The organism is Streptomyces sp. cg40 (assembly GCF_050320165.1).
Taxonomy (GTDB): Bacteria; Actinomycetota; Actinomycetes; order Streptomycetales; family Streptomycetaceae; genus Streptomyces; species Streptomyces hokutonensis.
The window spans coordinates 4,520,999-4,537,905 of the sequence record NZ_CP190128.1 but is presented as its reverse complement, the minus strand read 5'-3'; the positions used below and the strand labels follow the sequence as shown (position 1 = coordinate 4,537,905).

7 protein-coding genes are annotated in these 16,907 nt (G+C 66.7%); 6 read left to right on the top strand and 1 reads right to left on the bottom strand.

Features of this window, described 5'->3' with window-relative positions; translation table 11 throughout:
- Window positions 1-332: 332 nt before the first annotated feature.
- The 4 genes from ACQHII_RS19960 to ACQHII_RS19945 all read left to right on the top strand — a co-directional run bounded on the left by ACQHII_RS19960 (window position 333) and on the right by ACQHII_RS19945 (window position 13,669).
- Window positions 333-11,390, top strand: a complete 11,058-nt coding sequence (locus tag ACQHII_RS19960; protein WP_427920569.1) for a LamG-like jellyroll fold domain-containing protein — start codon at window positions 333-335, stop codon at window positions 11,388-11,390.
- A gap of 111 nt (window positions 11,391-11,501) precedes the next feature.
- Entirely contained in the window at window positions 11,502-11,981 is a 480-nt protein-coding gene (locus ACQHII_RS19955; protein ID WP_427920568.1) for an Imm1 family immunity protein, read from the top strand.
- A gap of 70 nt (window positions 11,982-12,051) precedes the next feature.
- Window positions 12,052-12,474 carry an Imm1 family immunity protein gene (locus tag ACQHII_RS19950; protein ID WP_427920567.1) on the top strand — a complete coding sequence of 141 codons (423 nt, stop codon included), beginning with the start codon at window positions 12,052-12,054 and terminating at the stop codon, window positions 12,472-12,474.
- A 1,042-nt stretch (window positions 12,475-13,516) separates the two neighbouring features.
- Entirely contained in the window at window positions 13,517-13,669 is a 153-nt protein-coding gene (locus ACQHII_RS19945) for a hypothetical protein (RefSeq protein WP_427920566.1), read from the top strand.
- 48 nt (window positions 13,670-13,717) lie between these two features.
- Here ACQHII_RS19945 and ACQHII_RS19940 read toward each other — a convergent pair whose 3' ends face one another.
- Complete coding sequence (locus ACQHII_RS19940) at window positions 13,718-14,623, bottom strand: hypothetical protein (RefSeq protein ID WP_427920565.1); 906 nt, start codon at window positions 14,621-14,623, stop codon at window positions 13,718-13,720.
- 225 nt (window positions 14,624-14,848) lie between these two features.
- Here ACQHII_RS19940 and ACQHII_RS19935 point away from each other — a divergent pair, with 225 nt between their 5' ends.
- Both ACQHII_RS19935 and ACQHII_RS19930 read left to right on the top strand, forming a co-directional pair.
- Window positions 14,849-15,880, top strand: a complete 1,032-nt coding sequence (locus ACQHII_RS19935; protein ID WP_427920564.1) for a hypothetical protein — start codon at window positions 14,849-14,851, stop codon at window positions 15,878-15,880.
- A gap of 318 nt (window positions 15,881-16,198) precedes the next feature.
- Entirely contained in the window at window positions 16,199-16,879 is a 681-nt protein-coding gene (locus ACQHII_RS19930) for an ankyrin repeat domain-containing protein (RefSeq protein WP_427920563.1), read from the top strand.
- The last annotated feature ends 28 nt before the right edge of the window (window positions 16,880-16,907 follow it).

Sequence of the window (16,907 nt, the reverse complement as noted above, 5' to 3'; positions counted from 1 at the left end):
GCCGAAGCGAGCCGAAGCGAGCCGGCCTGACCTGAGCGCCTGTCAGAGCAAGCCCTTTCCCGTGAAGTACATATACGGGAGATGACGATCTGCTCTGGTCAAGTCGTTGTACTGGCAAAGGAGTTCACAAGGAACAAAGGGGCATCAGGGGTGACTCGGGGTGCGTTCACCGGGTAATGGTCAAGATCGGGTGATGATCTCTTCTGGGGTCTGTTCGGTCTTTGTTGGTGATGGGCAAGATCTGTGCGTTTCTGTGGCTGTCCTGTCAGGACCCGGTCAAGCATCAGCTGACGGCGGCCGCTTCGTGCCCGTCGACCGTTGGAGTCCTCGTCGTGCGTTTCCGGCTCGCTCGCCGTGTTCGCCCACCCCGCCGCACGCGGCGCGCCCGCCGTGGTGTCGCCCTGCTCCTGCTGACCGCGCTCGCCCTGATGTGGACGACGCAGCAGGCGATGGCCGACGGTATCGAACTGCACGCCGTGGACGTCTCGTTGCCGAGCCTGTCCTCGCTCACCGCCTGGCTGAAGGACCCGCACTGGGGCCGGCTGCCGTCGGAGAAGTCCGGCACGGCGGCCGGCAAGCGGCACCGGGTCTCCGCCGCCGCCACCGAGGCACACCAGGGCGCGGGCCGTAAGCCGGGGAAGGGCAAGGGCGAACTCGCCGCCTACCACGCCCACTCGGCGTCGGTGAAGCGGGGAAAGAGCGCCGCGGGCAAGGCCGGTTTCAACGCGAGGACGAGCAAGCGGGACGCGGGCAAGTCCTCGCGGACCGACACCGTCTTCGACAACGCCGACGGATCGATCACCAGACAGATCTCCCCGACACCCGTCAACTACCAGGTCGGCAAGGGCAAATGGGCGCCCATCGACGTGGACGTGCGGGCCGGACCCGACGGGCGGTGGCACGAGAAGGCCAACTCCGTCGGCGTCGACTTCGCGGCCGAGGCCGACGACTCCGCTCTCGTCTCCCTCACCGCCGACGCACAGCACACCGTCTCCTACGGGCTGAAGAACGCCCAGGCCGTCAAGGGCACCGTCGACGGCGGCTCGCGCGTCACCTACCCGGAAGTCCTCACCGACACCGACCTCCAGGTCGCCCCCACCGCCACCGGCGTGAAGGAAGCGGTCGTCCTGCACTCCGCGGACGCCGGCAACTCCTGGACCTTCCCGCTCCACCTCAAGGGACTCACCCCCGTCCAGAACAAGGACGGCTCGATCGTCCTGCGCGACGCCGCGGGCAAGACCGTGGAGCGCGTCCCTTCGTCGTACGCCTACGACTCGAAGGTCGACCCGCGCTCCGGTGACCCGACCACCACCCACGACGTCACCACCACGCTCGTGCGGGACGGCGGCGGTTACGCGCTGAGGATCACCCTCGACGACGCCTGGCTGAAGGACGCGCACCGCGTCTTCCCCGTCACCGTCGACCCGACCGTCACCGACGGCTGGACCACCACCTACGCCGAGTCGGGCTCGGACGCGACGGGCGACCACTCCTACGAGCAGACGATCAAGGTCGGTTCGTACGACTCGGGCACGCACTCCGCGGCGAGCTACATCAACCACTGGGACACCGCCTGGGACGACACCGGTCTGACGGTCACCGCGGCGAAGCTGGAGCTGTTCGACACCTGGGCGTCGACCTGCACCGCCGAGCGCTTCGACGTCGCCCTCGTCACCCAGGCCTGGACGCCCGAGGGCGTCACCAGCTATCCCGGGCCGAGCTACGGCTCCTCCATCGGCAACCTGACCCCGACCGTGCCGAACGCCTGCGCGAACACGAGTGCCGACCGGAGCGTGGGCGACACGGTGGACGTGACGCTGTCGACCTCGGCGATCCAGGGCTGGTTCAGCGGGACGACCGCCGACTACGGCCTCGCGCTGTACGCGTCCACGAGCGACACCGTGCACTGGAAGCAGTTCGGCTCCTTCAACGACCCGGGGCTCGGCCCGAAGCTCATCGTCACCTACACCGGCAACACCGCCCCGCAGCTCTACGAGCAGTTCCCCGCCGACAACGCGGTCGTCGGCACCACCACCCCGGAGCTCACCGCCTGGGCGGGCGGCGCCAACTCCACCAGCGGCAGCGCGAACAAGTACCAGTTCAAGGTCTACGACGCCAACAACACCCTGGTCGCCGACTCGGGCCTGGTCGCCACCGGCGACTGGACGGTCCCGGCCGGGAAGCTGGCCTGGGGCAAGAACTACACCTGGGAAGTGCAGGCGTACGACGCGACGACCGGGCTCTACTCGCCCGCGGATCCCTACGAGTTGTCCGTCCAGGTCCCCCAGCCCGTGATCACCTCGGGGCTCTCGCAGAACAGCAGCGACCACGGCTTCGACGCGTCCATCGGCAACTACACCACCTCCGACACGGACGCCTCGATCTCCACCGTCGGCCCGTCCCTGGACGTCGAGCGCGACTACAACTCCCGTGACCCGCGCTGGACCGGAGCCTTCGGTTCCGGCTGGTCGTCCATCTTCGACGCCCGCGCCACCGAGCAGTACAGCGCGGCCGGCGCGGTCACCAGCGTCAACGTCACCTATCCGGACGGCTCACAGGTCGGCTACGGCAAGAACAGCGACGGCACCTTCGCGCCCGGCACCGGCCGCTGGGCCACGTTCACCACGGTCAGCGGCGGCTACAGCCTGACCGACAAGGACGACACGGTCTACGCCTTCACCACCCTGCTCACCACGGGCAACTACGGACTCACCTCCGTCACCGACGCCAACGGCCGCTCCATATCGCTGACTTGGACCAGCGGCCATGTCACCCAGATGAAGTCCAACGTGTCCGGCCGCACCCTGGCCCTCACCTGGTCCACCCCGTCCGGCGCCCTCGCCGCGCATGTCGCGACCGTCACCACCGATCCGGTCACCGCCGGCACCGCGACGACCGCGCTGACCTGGAACTACGGTTACACGGGCGACCAGTTGACGACCGTGTGCGCGCCCCTGTCGACGACGAAGTGCACGACGTACGGCTACACGACGGGCTCGCAGTACCAGAACGCCTCCCTCGACCTCGACCCGAGCGCCGCCTGGCCGCTCACCGAGAGCTCGGGCACCACCGCCAAGGACGCGGTCCTCGCCAACGAGGGCACGAAGAACGCCACGTACGAGAACGTGACGCTGGGCGCGGCGGGCCCGCTCACCGGTTCGTCCTCCACCGCGGCCTCCTTCAACGGCACCACCTCCGACGTCGCCCTGCCGAAGAACACCGGCAACGACACCGACTCGGGCGCGCTGTCCCTGTGGTTCAAGACCTCGGCGGGACCGGGCGTGCTCTACTCGTACGCCTCCCAGCCGATCGGCTCGAAGAAGGCCGCCGGCTTCTACACCCCGTCGGTCTACGTCGGCTCCGACGGCAAGCTGAACGCCGAGTTCTGGTACAGCGGCGGCATCAACCCGATCGTGTCCTCGGCGTCCGTGGCCGACGGCAAGTGGCACCACGTGGTGCTGAGCGCCGCGGGCAACTCGCAGACACTGTTCCTGGACAACACGAAGGTCGGCTCGCGCACCGGCACCGTCTCCATCAAGAGCGCGGTGGCCTTCGGCAAGAACCAGGTCTTCAACTACCTCGGCACCGGCTTCCTGGGCGGCAGCTGGCCGGACGAGGACAACGCCAGCACCACCGACGGCACCGGTTACGCGACCTACTTCAACGGCTCGATCGCCGACGCGGCCTGGTACGGACGGCCGTTGGTGGCCGCCGACGTCAACGCCCTCTACCAGTACGGCACCCACTCGGCGTCCCTGCTCACCTCGGTCAAGCGCCCCTCGGGCAAGTCCTTCGCGACGATGACGTACGACCCGGCGACGACTGCCCTCACCCAGCTCACCGACGAGAACGGCGGCGTCTGGAAGCTCGCCGCGCCCACCGTCACCGGCTCCAGCCAGACCTACCGGGGCGCGGTCCTCGGCGGCGGACCGGCCGGCTACTACCGGCTCGGCGAGGCGGCCGGCGCGACCACGGCCCTCAACGAGGTGCACGGCGGCAACGGCACGTACAGCGGGGTGACACTCGGCGCGACGGGACCGTTCAGCGACGCCAAGGCCGCCACCTTCGACGGCAGTTCCTCCTACGTCGAACTGCCGACGTCCGTGCAGTTCGGCACCAGCGACCGCAGTCTCGAACTCTGGTTCAAGACCGCCTCCCAAGGTGTCATCGTCGGCTCCCAGTCGGCGGCGATCTCCGGCGCGACCGCCGCGACCGGCACCTGGGCGCCCCTGCTGTACGTCGGCAGCGACAACAAACTGCACGGCCACTACTACTCGGGCAGCGGTTCCGGCTCGACGGCGTTCGGCTCGACCGGCACGGTCACCGACAACACCTGGCACCACGTGGCCCTCACGGTCTCCGGCGCCACCCAGACCCTGTACCTGGACGGCGTCCAGCAGTCCAGCTACTCCGGCACCCCGGCCGACCAGACCTACAACCACCTCTACCTCGGCGCCGGTTTCGCCAAGAGCTGGCTCGACTCCCCGGGAGACGTCAGCCACTTCACCGGCTCGATCGCCGACGCGGCCTTCTACCACACGGCGCTCACCGCGGCCGACGTGGCGGCGCACGTCGAGGCGGCCAAGGACTCCAGTGGTCTGCTCCCGGTCGAGACGGTCAAAGTGACCTCGCCGACCACGTCCACGCTGACGTACACCTACGACGTCACCAACGGAAACCGCGCCCTGACCGAGACCGACGGCCTCGGCAACAAGACCAGCTTCGGCTACGACACGGCCGGCTTCGAGCACACGGTCATCGACCCCAACGGCGCGGTCACCACCACCGGTCACGACGTCCGCGGCAACATCGTCTCGTCCACGTCCTGCCAGGACCAGGTCGCCAACAAGTGCAACACCGAGTACTACACGTACTACCCGGACGACACGACCGCTCAGCTGACCACCGCCGACCCGCGCAACGACCAGCTGCTGACCGAGCGCGACGGCCGTTCGGCGTCCGCGACCGACACCACGTATCTGACGTCGTACACCTACGACTCGGCGGGCAACCAGACCGCCGTCACCGGCCCCGCCGTCCCCGGCTTCCCGTCCGGCCGCACCACGACCACCGTCTACAGCGACGGCACCAGCACCTACCCGTCCGCCAACGGCGGGGTCGTGCCCAAGGGCCTCCCGGTGAAGACGGTCAGCCCCGGCGGCGCGGTCAACTCCGTGGCGTACTTCACCAACGGCGACGTCGCCTCCACCACCGACGCCATCGGCCTGGTCACGTCGTACACCTATGACAACGTGGGCCAGGTCCTCAGCCAGAACGTCGTCTCCGACACCTACCCGGCCGGCCTGACCACCAGCTACGAGTACGACAAGAACGGCCAGGTCACCGCCGAGCACGACCCGTTGATCACCGACCGGGTGCAGGGCGCCGACCACGCGGCCGTCTCCAGCACGGTCTACGACGACGACGGCGACGTCCTCTCCCAGACCGTCTCCGACGCCCAGGGCGGCGACGCCCCGCGCACCGAGACCCAGACCTACGACGCCTACGACCGGCTGCTGACCGAGTCCGACGCCAACGTCGCGGCCGGCACGTCCTACGGCAACACGACGACGTACACGTACGACACCTCCGGCAACAAGACCAAGGAGGTGACGAGCGCCGGCAACGAGACCGACTACACCTACGACGACAACGGCAACCTGCTCACGCAGAGCCTGATGTACACCGGCGACCCGGTCTCCCCGCAGACGGCCGCGAAGCTCGTCGAGTCCTCGCGCGCCTACGACCCGGCCGGCCGGCTGGCCTCGGTCACCGACGCGATGGGCAACACGACGTCGTACACCTACACCGACGACGGCCTCACCGCGACGGTGAAGAAGACCAGCTCCGACGGCACCAGCAGCTATGTCCTGGAGTCGGACGCCTACGACGCGGCCGGCAACCTGCTGACCCAGACGACCGACAACGGCGAGAACGTCACCCAGTTCACGGTCGACGCCTCCAGCCGCACCACGTCCACGACCGTCGACCCGACCGGTGTCGACCGCGTGACGTCCGTGTCGTACACCCCGGACGACCAGGTCGCGACAGAGAACGACCACGACGCGACCGGTTACGACCGCACCACCACCGACACGTACGACGACATGGGCAACCTGCTCAGCGAGACGCTGTACGGCGACGCCTCCGGGCACCCGTCGGGCTGGTGGAAGCTCAACCAGACCTCCGGCCGGTCCGTCACCGACTCCTCCGGCACCGGCAACACCGTCACCGCCGGTTCGGGCGTGACCTGGTCGGACGACGCGGCCCAGTTCAGCGGCGACACCTCCGGCAACGGCGACATCGCCGCCACCAACGGACCGGTCCTGGACACCAGTTCCTCCTACACCGTCTCGGCGTGGGTGAAGCTGTCGGACACCTCGACGTTCCGCACCTTCGTCGCACAGGGCGGCACCAACCGCTCCTCCTTCTACCTCCAGTACGCCTCTACCACGGGCGTCTTCCGTCTCATCTCGCCCAGCCAGGACACCTCCGCCGCCCCGTCGGCGTACTACAGCGCCTCCGCCTCCGGCACCCCGGCGCTCAACACCTGGACCCAACTGGTCGGCTCCTTCGACGCGTCGACCGGCACCATGAACCTGTACGTCAACGGCACCCTCGCGGGCACCGCCAACAACCCCGCCCCCTGGACCGGCGCGGGCCCGCTGTCCATCGGCGGCGCGAAGACCGCCTCGGGCACCGTCAGCAACGCGGTGAACGGCGCGGTCAGCAACGTCCAGACCTACCAACGAGCCCTGTCCACAAGCGAGATCACCTCCCTCTACGGCAAGGGCCGTTCGGGCGGCACGGTCGGCTCCTCCGACCAGCAGACCACCAAGTACACGTACGACAAGCGCGGTCTGCCCACGTCCATGACGGACCCCGAGCAGCACACCACCAACTACGCCTACGACCAGGCCGGCAACCTCGCGGTCACCACCGCGCCGACCGTCCAGTCCGAGCCGGACGGCATCGCCGCGAACGCCGCCGCCGTCAACCCGGTCACCTCCAGCGGCTTCAACACCTTCGGCGAGGCCGTCGCCGAGAAGGACCCGACCGGCCTGGTGACCACCACGGCCTACGACGCGGTCGGCAACAAGGTCAGCGAGACCCTCCCGTCGTACACCCCCGCCGGAGCGTCAACTCCCAACGCGGGCACGACAGTCTGGACGTACGACAGCGAGGGCAACCAGACCGGCGAGACGACGCCGGGCGGCAAAACGACGTCGTACCTCTACGACCAGTTGGGCGACCTGGCCCAGATAACCGAGCCCGACGGCACCACGACCCACGCCACCTACGACACCAACGGCGAACAGCGCACCGCCACGGACGGCACCGGCGCCCAGGCCCAGGCGACCTTCGACTACCTCGGCCGCCAGGTCACCTCCACCACCCTGGAGCGCTACCCCTCCACCCGCACGCTGACCACGACGAACTCCTACGCCGTCACCACCGGCAACCCCTACGGCGCCCACGTCTCCTCGACGACGACCCCGGGCGGCGTGACCTCGACGTACGCCTACAACCGTGCGGGCGACGTCACGAAGACGACGGACGGCGCGGGCAACTCCACTTCCTACGCCTACGACTTCGAGGACAACCCCACCAAGACGACGCTGGCGGACGGCAGTTACACGACCACCGACTACAACGTCAACGACGACCCGACGGCGACCCGCAGCTACGACGCCAACGGCACGCTCCTGTACGGCACTTCGGAGCAGTACGACGGCAACGGCAACCTGACCGCGGCCACCGACGCCAACCAGCACACCACCCGCTGGACGTACGACGCGGCGGGCACGATCACCCAACAGGTGGAGCCGGTAGACGCGACAACGTCGATCACCACGTCCTTCGGCTACGACGCGGCCGGCAACCGCACCCGCTTCACCGACGGCCGCGGCAACTCCTGGCGCTACGGCTACACCCCCTGGGGCCAGCAGGCGACGGTGACCGAGCCCACGACCTCCCAGTACACGTCGGCCGCCGACACCACGACGACCTTCGCCTACGACGCGGACGGCAACGTCACCTCGGCCACCGCCCCCGGCGGCGTCACGACGTCGATGACGTACGACGCCAACGACCAGCTGAAGACGATGACGGGCACCGGCGCGGAGGCGGCCTCGGCGAAGCACAGCTTCTCCTACGACGCCGACGGCCGCGTCACCTCGGCGGACACCGACGAGGCCGGCACGGTGGGCGCCGGGGACCACCAGGCGTCCACGCACGACGCGTTCACGTACGACGACCGGGGCGATCTGCTGTCGACGTCGGGTTCGGCGGGCACGTCGAGCTTCACGTACAACGACGACGGTTCGGCGTTGACGAGAACGGACGCGGCGGGCACCCAGTCGTACGGCTACGACACGGCGGGCCGCCTGTCCACGCTGGACGACGCAGCGACAGGCACCCATCTGTCCTACACATACGACCAGTTGAACGACCTGAAGACGATCAAGTACGGCAGCACGGGCCAGACGCGCACGTTCACGTACAACAGCGCGCACGAGCTGTCGAACGACGTCATGGTCCAGGGCGCGACCACACTGTCGAGCTTCACCTACGGCTACGACAACAACGGCAACCTGACGTCGAAGACGACGGCGGGAGTGACGGGAGCGTCGTCCAACACGTACACGTACGACTGGTCGGACCGCCTGACGTCGTGGAACAACGGCTCGGCGACGACGGCGTACTCGTACGACGCCTCGGGCAACCGGGTGCGGGTGGGCGCGGACGTCTACACGTACGACGCCCGGGACCAGCTGACGTCGGACGGCACGAACTCGTACTCCTACTCGGCCCGCGGCACGATGACCCAGGAGTCGTCGACGGCGAACGGCACGGCCGCGTTCAAGACGGACGCGTTCGGCGGCCAGATCGTCGCCGGCCAGCAGTCGTACACGCTGGACGCCCTGGGCCGGAACATCACGGACACCAACACGGCCGCGTCGTCGACCCGGACGTTCGCCTACTCGGGCGCGGACAACACGATCGCGACGGACGGGGACGACGCGTACACGTACGACCCGGCCGGCGGCCTGGTAGGCATCAAACAGTCGGGCTCGTCGACGGGGTCCCTGGCACTGACGGACCTGCACGACGACGTGGTGGGCACGTTCACGTCGGGCGCGACGGGTCTGTCCGGCTCGGCGACGTACGACCCGCTCGGCAAGGTGACGGCGACGCTGTCGCTGATCGGCCACCTGGGCTTCCAGTCGGGCTGGACGGAACCGGGAACGGGCGACGTCGGCACGGCGTCCCGCTGGTACAACCCGAACACGGGCGAGTTCCTCAACAAGGACAGCGTGTCCCTGGACCCGAGCCCCGACTCGGTGGCGGCGAACCCGTTCGCGTACGTCGACGACAACCCGATGGTGGGTACGGACGAGTCGGGTCACTGCTCCTGGTGGACCGGTTCGTGCGAGGTGAAGGCCGCCAAGCACGTGGCCAAGAAGGTCAAGCACGCGGTCCACAAGGTCTACCACGCGGCAAAGCACGTGGCCCGCAAGGTGGTTCACGCGGTCAAGCACGCGGCGCACAAGGTCGTCCACAAGGTGCAGGACGTGTACCGGGCGACGGTGCGGGTGACGCGGCGGGTCTACCACTACACGGTCAGACACGTGAAACGCGTGTACCACGCGGCAGTTCACGCGGTGCATACGGCGTACCACAAGGCGTCAAAGGTGGCGCACCGCGTGGTCCACGCGGTGAAGAAGGCGGCGCACAAGGTCGCGCATACGGTGAAGAAGGCGGCGAAGGCGGTCGCGCATGCGACGCGGACGGCCTACCACGCCACGGTGAAGGCGGTGAAGACCACCGCGAAGTTCGTCAAGAACCACGCGGCGGCGATCACATCGATCGTGGTCTCCACGGCGGTCTTCGCGGGCTGCGAAGCGGCTACATGGGGCGTCGGCACGATTGGCTGCGCGGCGTTGGCGGGCGCGGCGGGTTCGTTGGTGGAACAGGGCTTTAAGTGCGCCCAGAACGGCGGCGGGGACTGCAGCGCGGGAGCGTTCGCGGGGTCGGCGGTCGAGGGCGCGGTGACGGGCGCGCTGGGCGGCGCGCTCGGCTCCCTGGGCGGAAAGCTCCTGGCGAAGGCGGCTCCGAAGGCGATGGAGGTCGTCGGGGGGCTCTTCGGCAAGGGGGCGAGTGAAGCCGGGGAGGCCGGGGCTGCGGATGCCACGGATGAGGCGGCTTCTGCGGCGGAGTCTGAGGGGGCGGGGTCACACTCGCAGTCCCAGTCGGAGGAGGCCGGGGAGAGCGAGGCGGGGTCGTCCTGCAAGATCGGCAAACCCAAGACACACAGTTTCACCGGCTCGACTCGGGTGTTGATGGCGAACGGTTCGACAAAGGCCATCGATCAGGTACGGGTGGGGGACACGATCGCCAACTCGGTACCTGGAGTTGCGGGTACGGAGGCGCACAAGGTCACCGCAGTGATCGTGACGCACACGGACCACGACTTCGTGGACCTGACGATCAAGGCAACAGGCGAGGCTGCTGCGAAGCAGAGTGTGAAGGACGGCGCGAAGTCCCTGGCCAAGAAGGTCGCCCGCAAGGCGGCGTTCGGCCTGGCGGCGTCGGCGGCGGTACTGGGAGCGCTGGGCGCGAGCCACGGCCACGACGCTGCCCAGGACTCGGCGACCAAGACGGTGGCAGCGGTCTCCTCGGCAACGCCTGGGCAGAGTGCAAGGACTGCCGATGCCACGTCGAGGGCGCAAGGCGCACACCTGACGACGACCTTCCACCACCCCTTCTACGACGAGACCCAGTCGGCCTTCGTCGAGGGCAAGGACCTGAAGGTCGGCGACGTCCTCCAGACTCCGACCGGTACAGCCGAGGTCACCGGGGTTCGGCTGTACCACGCGAACACCACGACCTACGACCTCACTATCGGTACCCTTCACACCTACTATGTGGAGGCTGGGACCACGCCGGTCCTGGTGCACAACTGCGGCACGGAAAGTGTGGCAGCGGACCTTGCTGAGACGTCGTATGCCGGCAAGACCGTGGGGCAGGCCGTGCGGATCAATTCTGACGGCAGCGCTACCAAGTTGGGCAAGCCGCTTATCAGTGGGCGGAGTGCTCTTGCTGAGAAGGTCAACAGCGCTCTTGAAGAGGCGGGCGTCAAGATGCCTTCCAACGGAAGATTTCCAGCTGCCGAGCACCCGGATACCCAATTTGCCTACTTGATGAGGGAGAGCAAGAGCGGAGTCACTTCAGCAGACATTGTAATAACCAAGGTGGGTGGGGCATGTGAGGGTGACTACTCGTGCTCAGTAGCAATACCGAAACTTTTGCCCAAGGGATCGACGTTGAGAGTGCATTCTCCGCTTGAGGGAGGCGGAATGCGCGTGCAGGAATTCGTCGGCCAGTGATTGGTATTCGAGAATGAAGGCAAATTTTCCGTGGTATTGAATGTTCTATTCTCCAAGGAATGGCGTCACGCCGAGAGTGAAGTAGATCGCTCCCGCCTGGTCACTGAGGTGATGGAGAACCTGAGGTTCGAAGACTCGTCGAGCAAGTGGGTATCACCTGGCGAGGATGCATGGTTCTGTTTTTCGGATCGTCGTTTCGAAAGTGTTACGGTCCAAAATAATCCGAATACATACCTGCGGGTTGCTGTAAACAGGTCGACGGGCTACGGGGCCCTGATGTGGTTTGCCACAGATCGGCGCTCCGGCAGGTCTGAAATATTTGACTACACCTGGCTTTCAGACAACCCGGAGCCGCCAGATTTTGATCCGCGGGTGGTTGCAGATCCGGGTTATCCGCTGTTTCATCACCCTAGGAGCACTATCCCGCTCGACAGCGTTCGGCTGGTGTTGGAGGAGTTTTGTCGAACAGGCAGTGGGGAAAGGCCGCAGTGCATTCGATGGGTCCAAGGTGAATTGAACGGTCAGCGACTGGGGGAAGAGCCTGTCGTGGACTTCGTCGACACTTCTGACGTAACAGATCCGTGGGCGTGAGGTAGAGCCGAGAAGTCTAAGGAAGTTGAGAGATACCAAACCCACGCCGATTTCAGTCGAGGCATTATGCATGGAATCAAAGCAGTATTCAGGGGATGAGCATGTCGAGAATCCTGCCCTGCTTGATAGCCCAGAGAGTATTGACGCGTTGATTGATGCACTCATGGTCGGCCCGCCGACTTATAACGCGGCTCAACTTTTCTCACTGGACCGCCCTCTCCTCTCGTCGGGTTACCCTGACCACCTGCTTGTCTGTGGAGTTGATAAGAATGCCGAAATCGGCACCCTATCTCTGCTCGATGATGGAAACTTCGTGCCCCGTGGCTCGGTAGACCGAGGTGTGGTCCTCTATTACCTGCTAGGGCATCCGATGGAATTCATGGCGGGCTCGGAAATTTGTATCGACCTAGTCCGCCAAAGCTTGAAGGAATTTCTGTCTTCTGGTGGTAGGCGTTCAACATGCATTGAATGGCAGGAGGAGAGATATGTGTGATCTTGCCTCAGAGGTGTCGGATTTAAAGTCATAACGATGAGCTGATCTCCTCCGGGTTGGTCCGTAGCCTGTTGGATTCCTGTGACGAATATAGTAATCAGTTGGCCTCGGCTCTCATGGATTTCTTGACGAAGGGTTTCCTTCGAATATTCAGAGGAGATCGAGCCCTGGTTTATCGATTTGGTTTCCTTAGCGGACTACGTGGTTCGGACCTTGGAATAGCCTGACATCAGTGAATCAGTGTGCTTCGATGCGTTCCTGAGCGCCTATTCCATCGTGGGTAATCTGGAAGTATCTTCCGTTCGGTAGGGCGAAGCCTGTTCGGCCGCACCGGGGCGGGATGGCTTCCGGTGCGACCCGGATTGGGATCTGCGTCAGGTCCGGGAGAGAGCCTTCGTGCCCGAGAGAAGCGGGATGAGGGTGAAGTTGCCGTCGCCGGTGCCGCAGGTCGGGGTGGTGTCGGGGGTGTTGGGGACGTTCGAGTGCGCGGCGAACTCGGGGGCCCGACGTTCGCGACCGTCGTGATGCGGTCGTGCTGGGCGTCGGAGTAGTAGACGCACTGGTGGAGGTTCAGGTAGCGGCCGGCTTGCGGAGCCTGAGCGTTTGGCGCTGGCTATTGAGGTCGGTGACACGAAAAGTGCGGTGGCAGCTGCTGCGGCGGCGAGCCATGTCCTGGCCCGTCCCTTGTGGCGTACAGGTGTCCCCTTTCTGGGGCTTGAGCTGGAGACTGCGCGATCTTGCGCGGGCTCAGCTCAGCACGTGTGTACGGGTGTCGACCACGTGTCCTGACTCCAATCCACCTGAAGGTGTGGGGTGTTCTTTAGCTTCTTTGACGGCTGGACCAGCTGTTTTGTCGGAGGTGGGGCGAGTATTCGTCGGCCGATGGCGAAGTGGGTGCGAGGGGATGCTCTGCGTCAGGGGGTGGGCGGGAAAGTGTGACACTTTGCGCTGAGACGTCACACTTTTCTTGAGAGGGTCCCCTCCGAGGGGGACATCAGCCAAGGGTGGGGCGGGCAGAGAGCATCCGGCCTGCCCGCAGATCATGGCGGTCTTCGCCGCGGCCGCCGATGCCCCGCTGCGGGCGCGGGCGGTGTGTGGGCCGGTGGGCTTGGAGGTCGTGCCCAACAGCATCAACAACGTCCGACTGAAGCTCAAGCGGCTCGCCGGGCGGGGAATCCCGGCCGAGATCGAGTAGGCGATGTTCGCCCTGCCGCGACCGTACCCCCGTCCCGGACCCCGAGCATCAGCTCGCGCGTCGCCCGGTGAGCCGGTCCTGGTACGACTTGGACTGGAGCTGCAGGGGTGGAGCCATGTCGCCGAAGGACGTGCCGAAGGCTTGCGGCGACTGCTCCAGTTCCATCAGCACTTGGTCCGCTGCGTCGTCGTCGGCAAGGTCGGGCGCCAGGGCGGCGCAGGTTCGGACGCCTGCATGCGGGTCAGCCAGCCAGGGGCGGGTGTCGCCACCGAGGTGGCCGATGGCGATCACCATCGTCGCCAGGTCGTGCGAGGAATCGGCGGCCCGGGCCATCGACGTCAACTGGTTGAGCAGCTCCGGTCGTTGCGCGGAGGCTGCGGGATGCCGGGCCAGCGATCCGACGGCTGCTGCTGCGCATGCCCTGCGCCTGGCGCGTTCCGAGGTGAGGTAGGGCAGTGTTCGCCGCAGGAGCGTGGGAACGAGGTCGAAGCAGGCCAGCGCCGCCTGATCGAGGACGAGTTCACCCACACCCGTGCCGTCCCGCCACATCCGGGCCCTGCCGTCCGCATCGGTCGACACGTACTGGGCAGTCCAGGCCCGCAGCTCCGGTGCGCGGTCCTTGACCCGAGCACGGATCTGCGCAGCCCGGTCTCCGAGGTCGCCGGAGACGCCGACCTCGTGCAGGTAGGCGAGCATAGCGTCGGGCAACGTGGGATCTTCGGGCCCCAGCAGTGGGTTGTCCAGGAGTTCGGCGACAAGCAACGCGGTGGGTGCCGTCGCAGGCCAGGCCTTGCCCTCGCGACGAAGCGTCGCCGACCACAGGTGCGAGTACCCGTCGACGAAGGCCTTCGCATCGTCGCCGAGGAGAGCAGCCAGATGCTGTGGCGTGTCGGTGGCGGGGCCCGAAGCATGAAAGAGGCCGGACCAATCCACGTCATACGTACGGTCATCCACAACGGGGATGGTGCCATGACACCTCGACGGGCTCACCTTGCCCAGACTCACTCCGTATCGGCGGACACGTTCCCTCAGCCCAGCCCCCGACCCGCCATCCTCGCTAAACCTGGAATCACGAACCGGACATCAACGTGCGTATCAGCCTCTGACAGCGCCAGCGCTGGCGAGTAGTTGCCGGGAGTGTTCGGTGACCAGGGATGTCAGGCTTCTAAGGTCGGGTCCATGACGAGGACTACGCCCCCGCGCCCTCTAGACGTCGAGGCGCTCTTCCCGGAACTGGCGTCCTTTCGGGGAACGACAACCCGGCTCCATCCGCGGCCGGGCAGACCAGACCATGCGGCCAGTTCCGTGGGTGGCCCCATGTTGTGGCCGACGCACGAACCGTGGCCGGTGTGCGGCGAGGCCCACGGCCGTGGGCGTGGGCGACGCCCGGACGACATCCACCGCTACCGGCAGGTTCTGGCTTCCGCGTGGGCCCGCGAGCAGGCTGTCGGCCCTACGGACGAGGAACGGCAGCTCCTGGGCGAGTTGCACCAGGAGCACCGGATCCCCGGGGCGTCCGAGACCGATCCGCTGCCGATGATCGCCCTCGCACAGCTTTACCGGCGGGATGTGCCCGACCTACCGGCGGGGCCGGGCGACTGCGATCTGCTTCAAGTGTTCTGGTGTCCCTTCAACGCGCACGGCCCGGGCCGGTACGACCTGGAGCTTCACCTGCGCTGGCGGCAGTCGTGGAAGGTTGGCGAGGTACTGACCACGCCGCCGCAACCGCTGGTCGTCGGGTCGGACGGCTTCGTGCCCGAGCCCTGTGTGCTGCACCCGGAGCAGGTGGTCACCTACCCGTTTGCCGGCCTTCTGCCCGAGGAACTGTGCGCCCAGATCGATGCCTGGGAGGAAGCCCTCGAAGAGGAAGCCGAGCAGACGGCGGACGAAAGCAGGAAGGAGCCGCTCGGCTGCCAGTACGACCTGTCCATCCCGCCCGGCTGGCGCGCGGGCGGCTTCGCCTCCTGGCACGTGACAGACCCGTACCCCATGGACTGCCTGAGCTGCGCGACACCGATGCACCTGCTGCTGACCATCGACAGCTCGGAATGGGACGGCGGCAGCGGCAGCTGGAAACCGCTGGAGGACCAGAACCAACCCACTCACCATTCCGCCACTCCCACGGAGGTCAAAGTTGGCCGTTGGGGTGACCTCAACGTTTTCGCCTGTCCCAACAAGCCCGAGCATCCGCATCGCTGGAGTAGCCAGTAGTTCGCCGGCCCACCGAGGAGAAGGATCCATGAGAGCGTTGCCCGTCGTCACCGGCCGTGATGAGTTCGACGCCCTGGTCGTCAGAACCGACTACCTCTCATCAATGATCCGGCCCGGTCGTGGTGAAGGGCTGTAGAGGCCGGGGCGAAGCGCCGGTTCGTCTTCGTCGACCGACTGCTGGCGATGCCGGTGAGTCCGCGCCGTGCCGCCACGCACAACGTGTCGGCCCGCTGGTTCGGCCCGGCCCGCTCCACCGCTACTCGCGCCGTCGTCCGCCCGGATCGGTCCGGCTCCGACGGGGTGGACTAGCGTGTCCGGGTGATCAGGAACGTGATGGAATGGGACGCCCTCACCGACCGTGAGCCCAGCGGGTGGTACCGGGCGGAGCGGGACCGGCTCTCGGACATGGCCCGGGACGCCAACTGGACTGGCCTGTTCGAGGAGTTGAGGAAGCATCCGGCGCGGGCCAACCTCCCCCGGATCGGGAACCGCACCGGTTATACCGCGCTGCATCAGGCGGCCTGGCACGGCGCGGACTTCCCCGTCGTCTCCCGGCTGATCGCGCACGGCGCCTGGCGCACGCAGCGCACCCGGGACGGGCAGCGCGCCGTGGACATCGCACGGCAGCAGGGGCATACGCATCTGCTGGAGCTCCTGGAACCGGTTGTGGTGCGGCCACTCCCGTCCCCGCCCGAGATGCTGGAGCACCGCTTCCACTCGCTGCTACGGGAGAGAACCGGCAGTTGCTTCGAGGAGACCGAGCACCTGTTGCCACCGCTGGCGCCGCTGACGGAAGCACCGGCCCTAGAAATCACCTTCGTCGTGTTCGGCATGATGGGCGGCGTCACCTACCGTCTCGAAGACGATCATCTGTACGTGCACTTTCACTCACGGATGGATGCCGACGACGGGGAGCATTACCACGTAACCCCCGAGAGCTGGTCCAAGATCAAATCCCCGCGTGTACCGCCACCTCCTCCGTCCGCCCCGCAGCGCTGAGATCAACTTGCCGACCTGGCACCTGTCC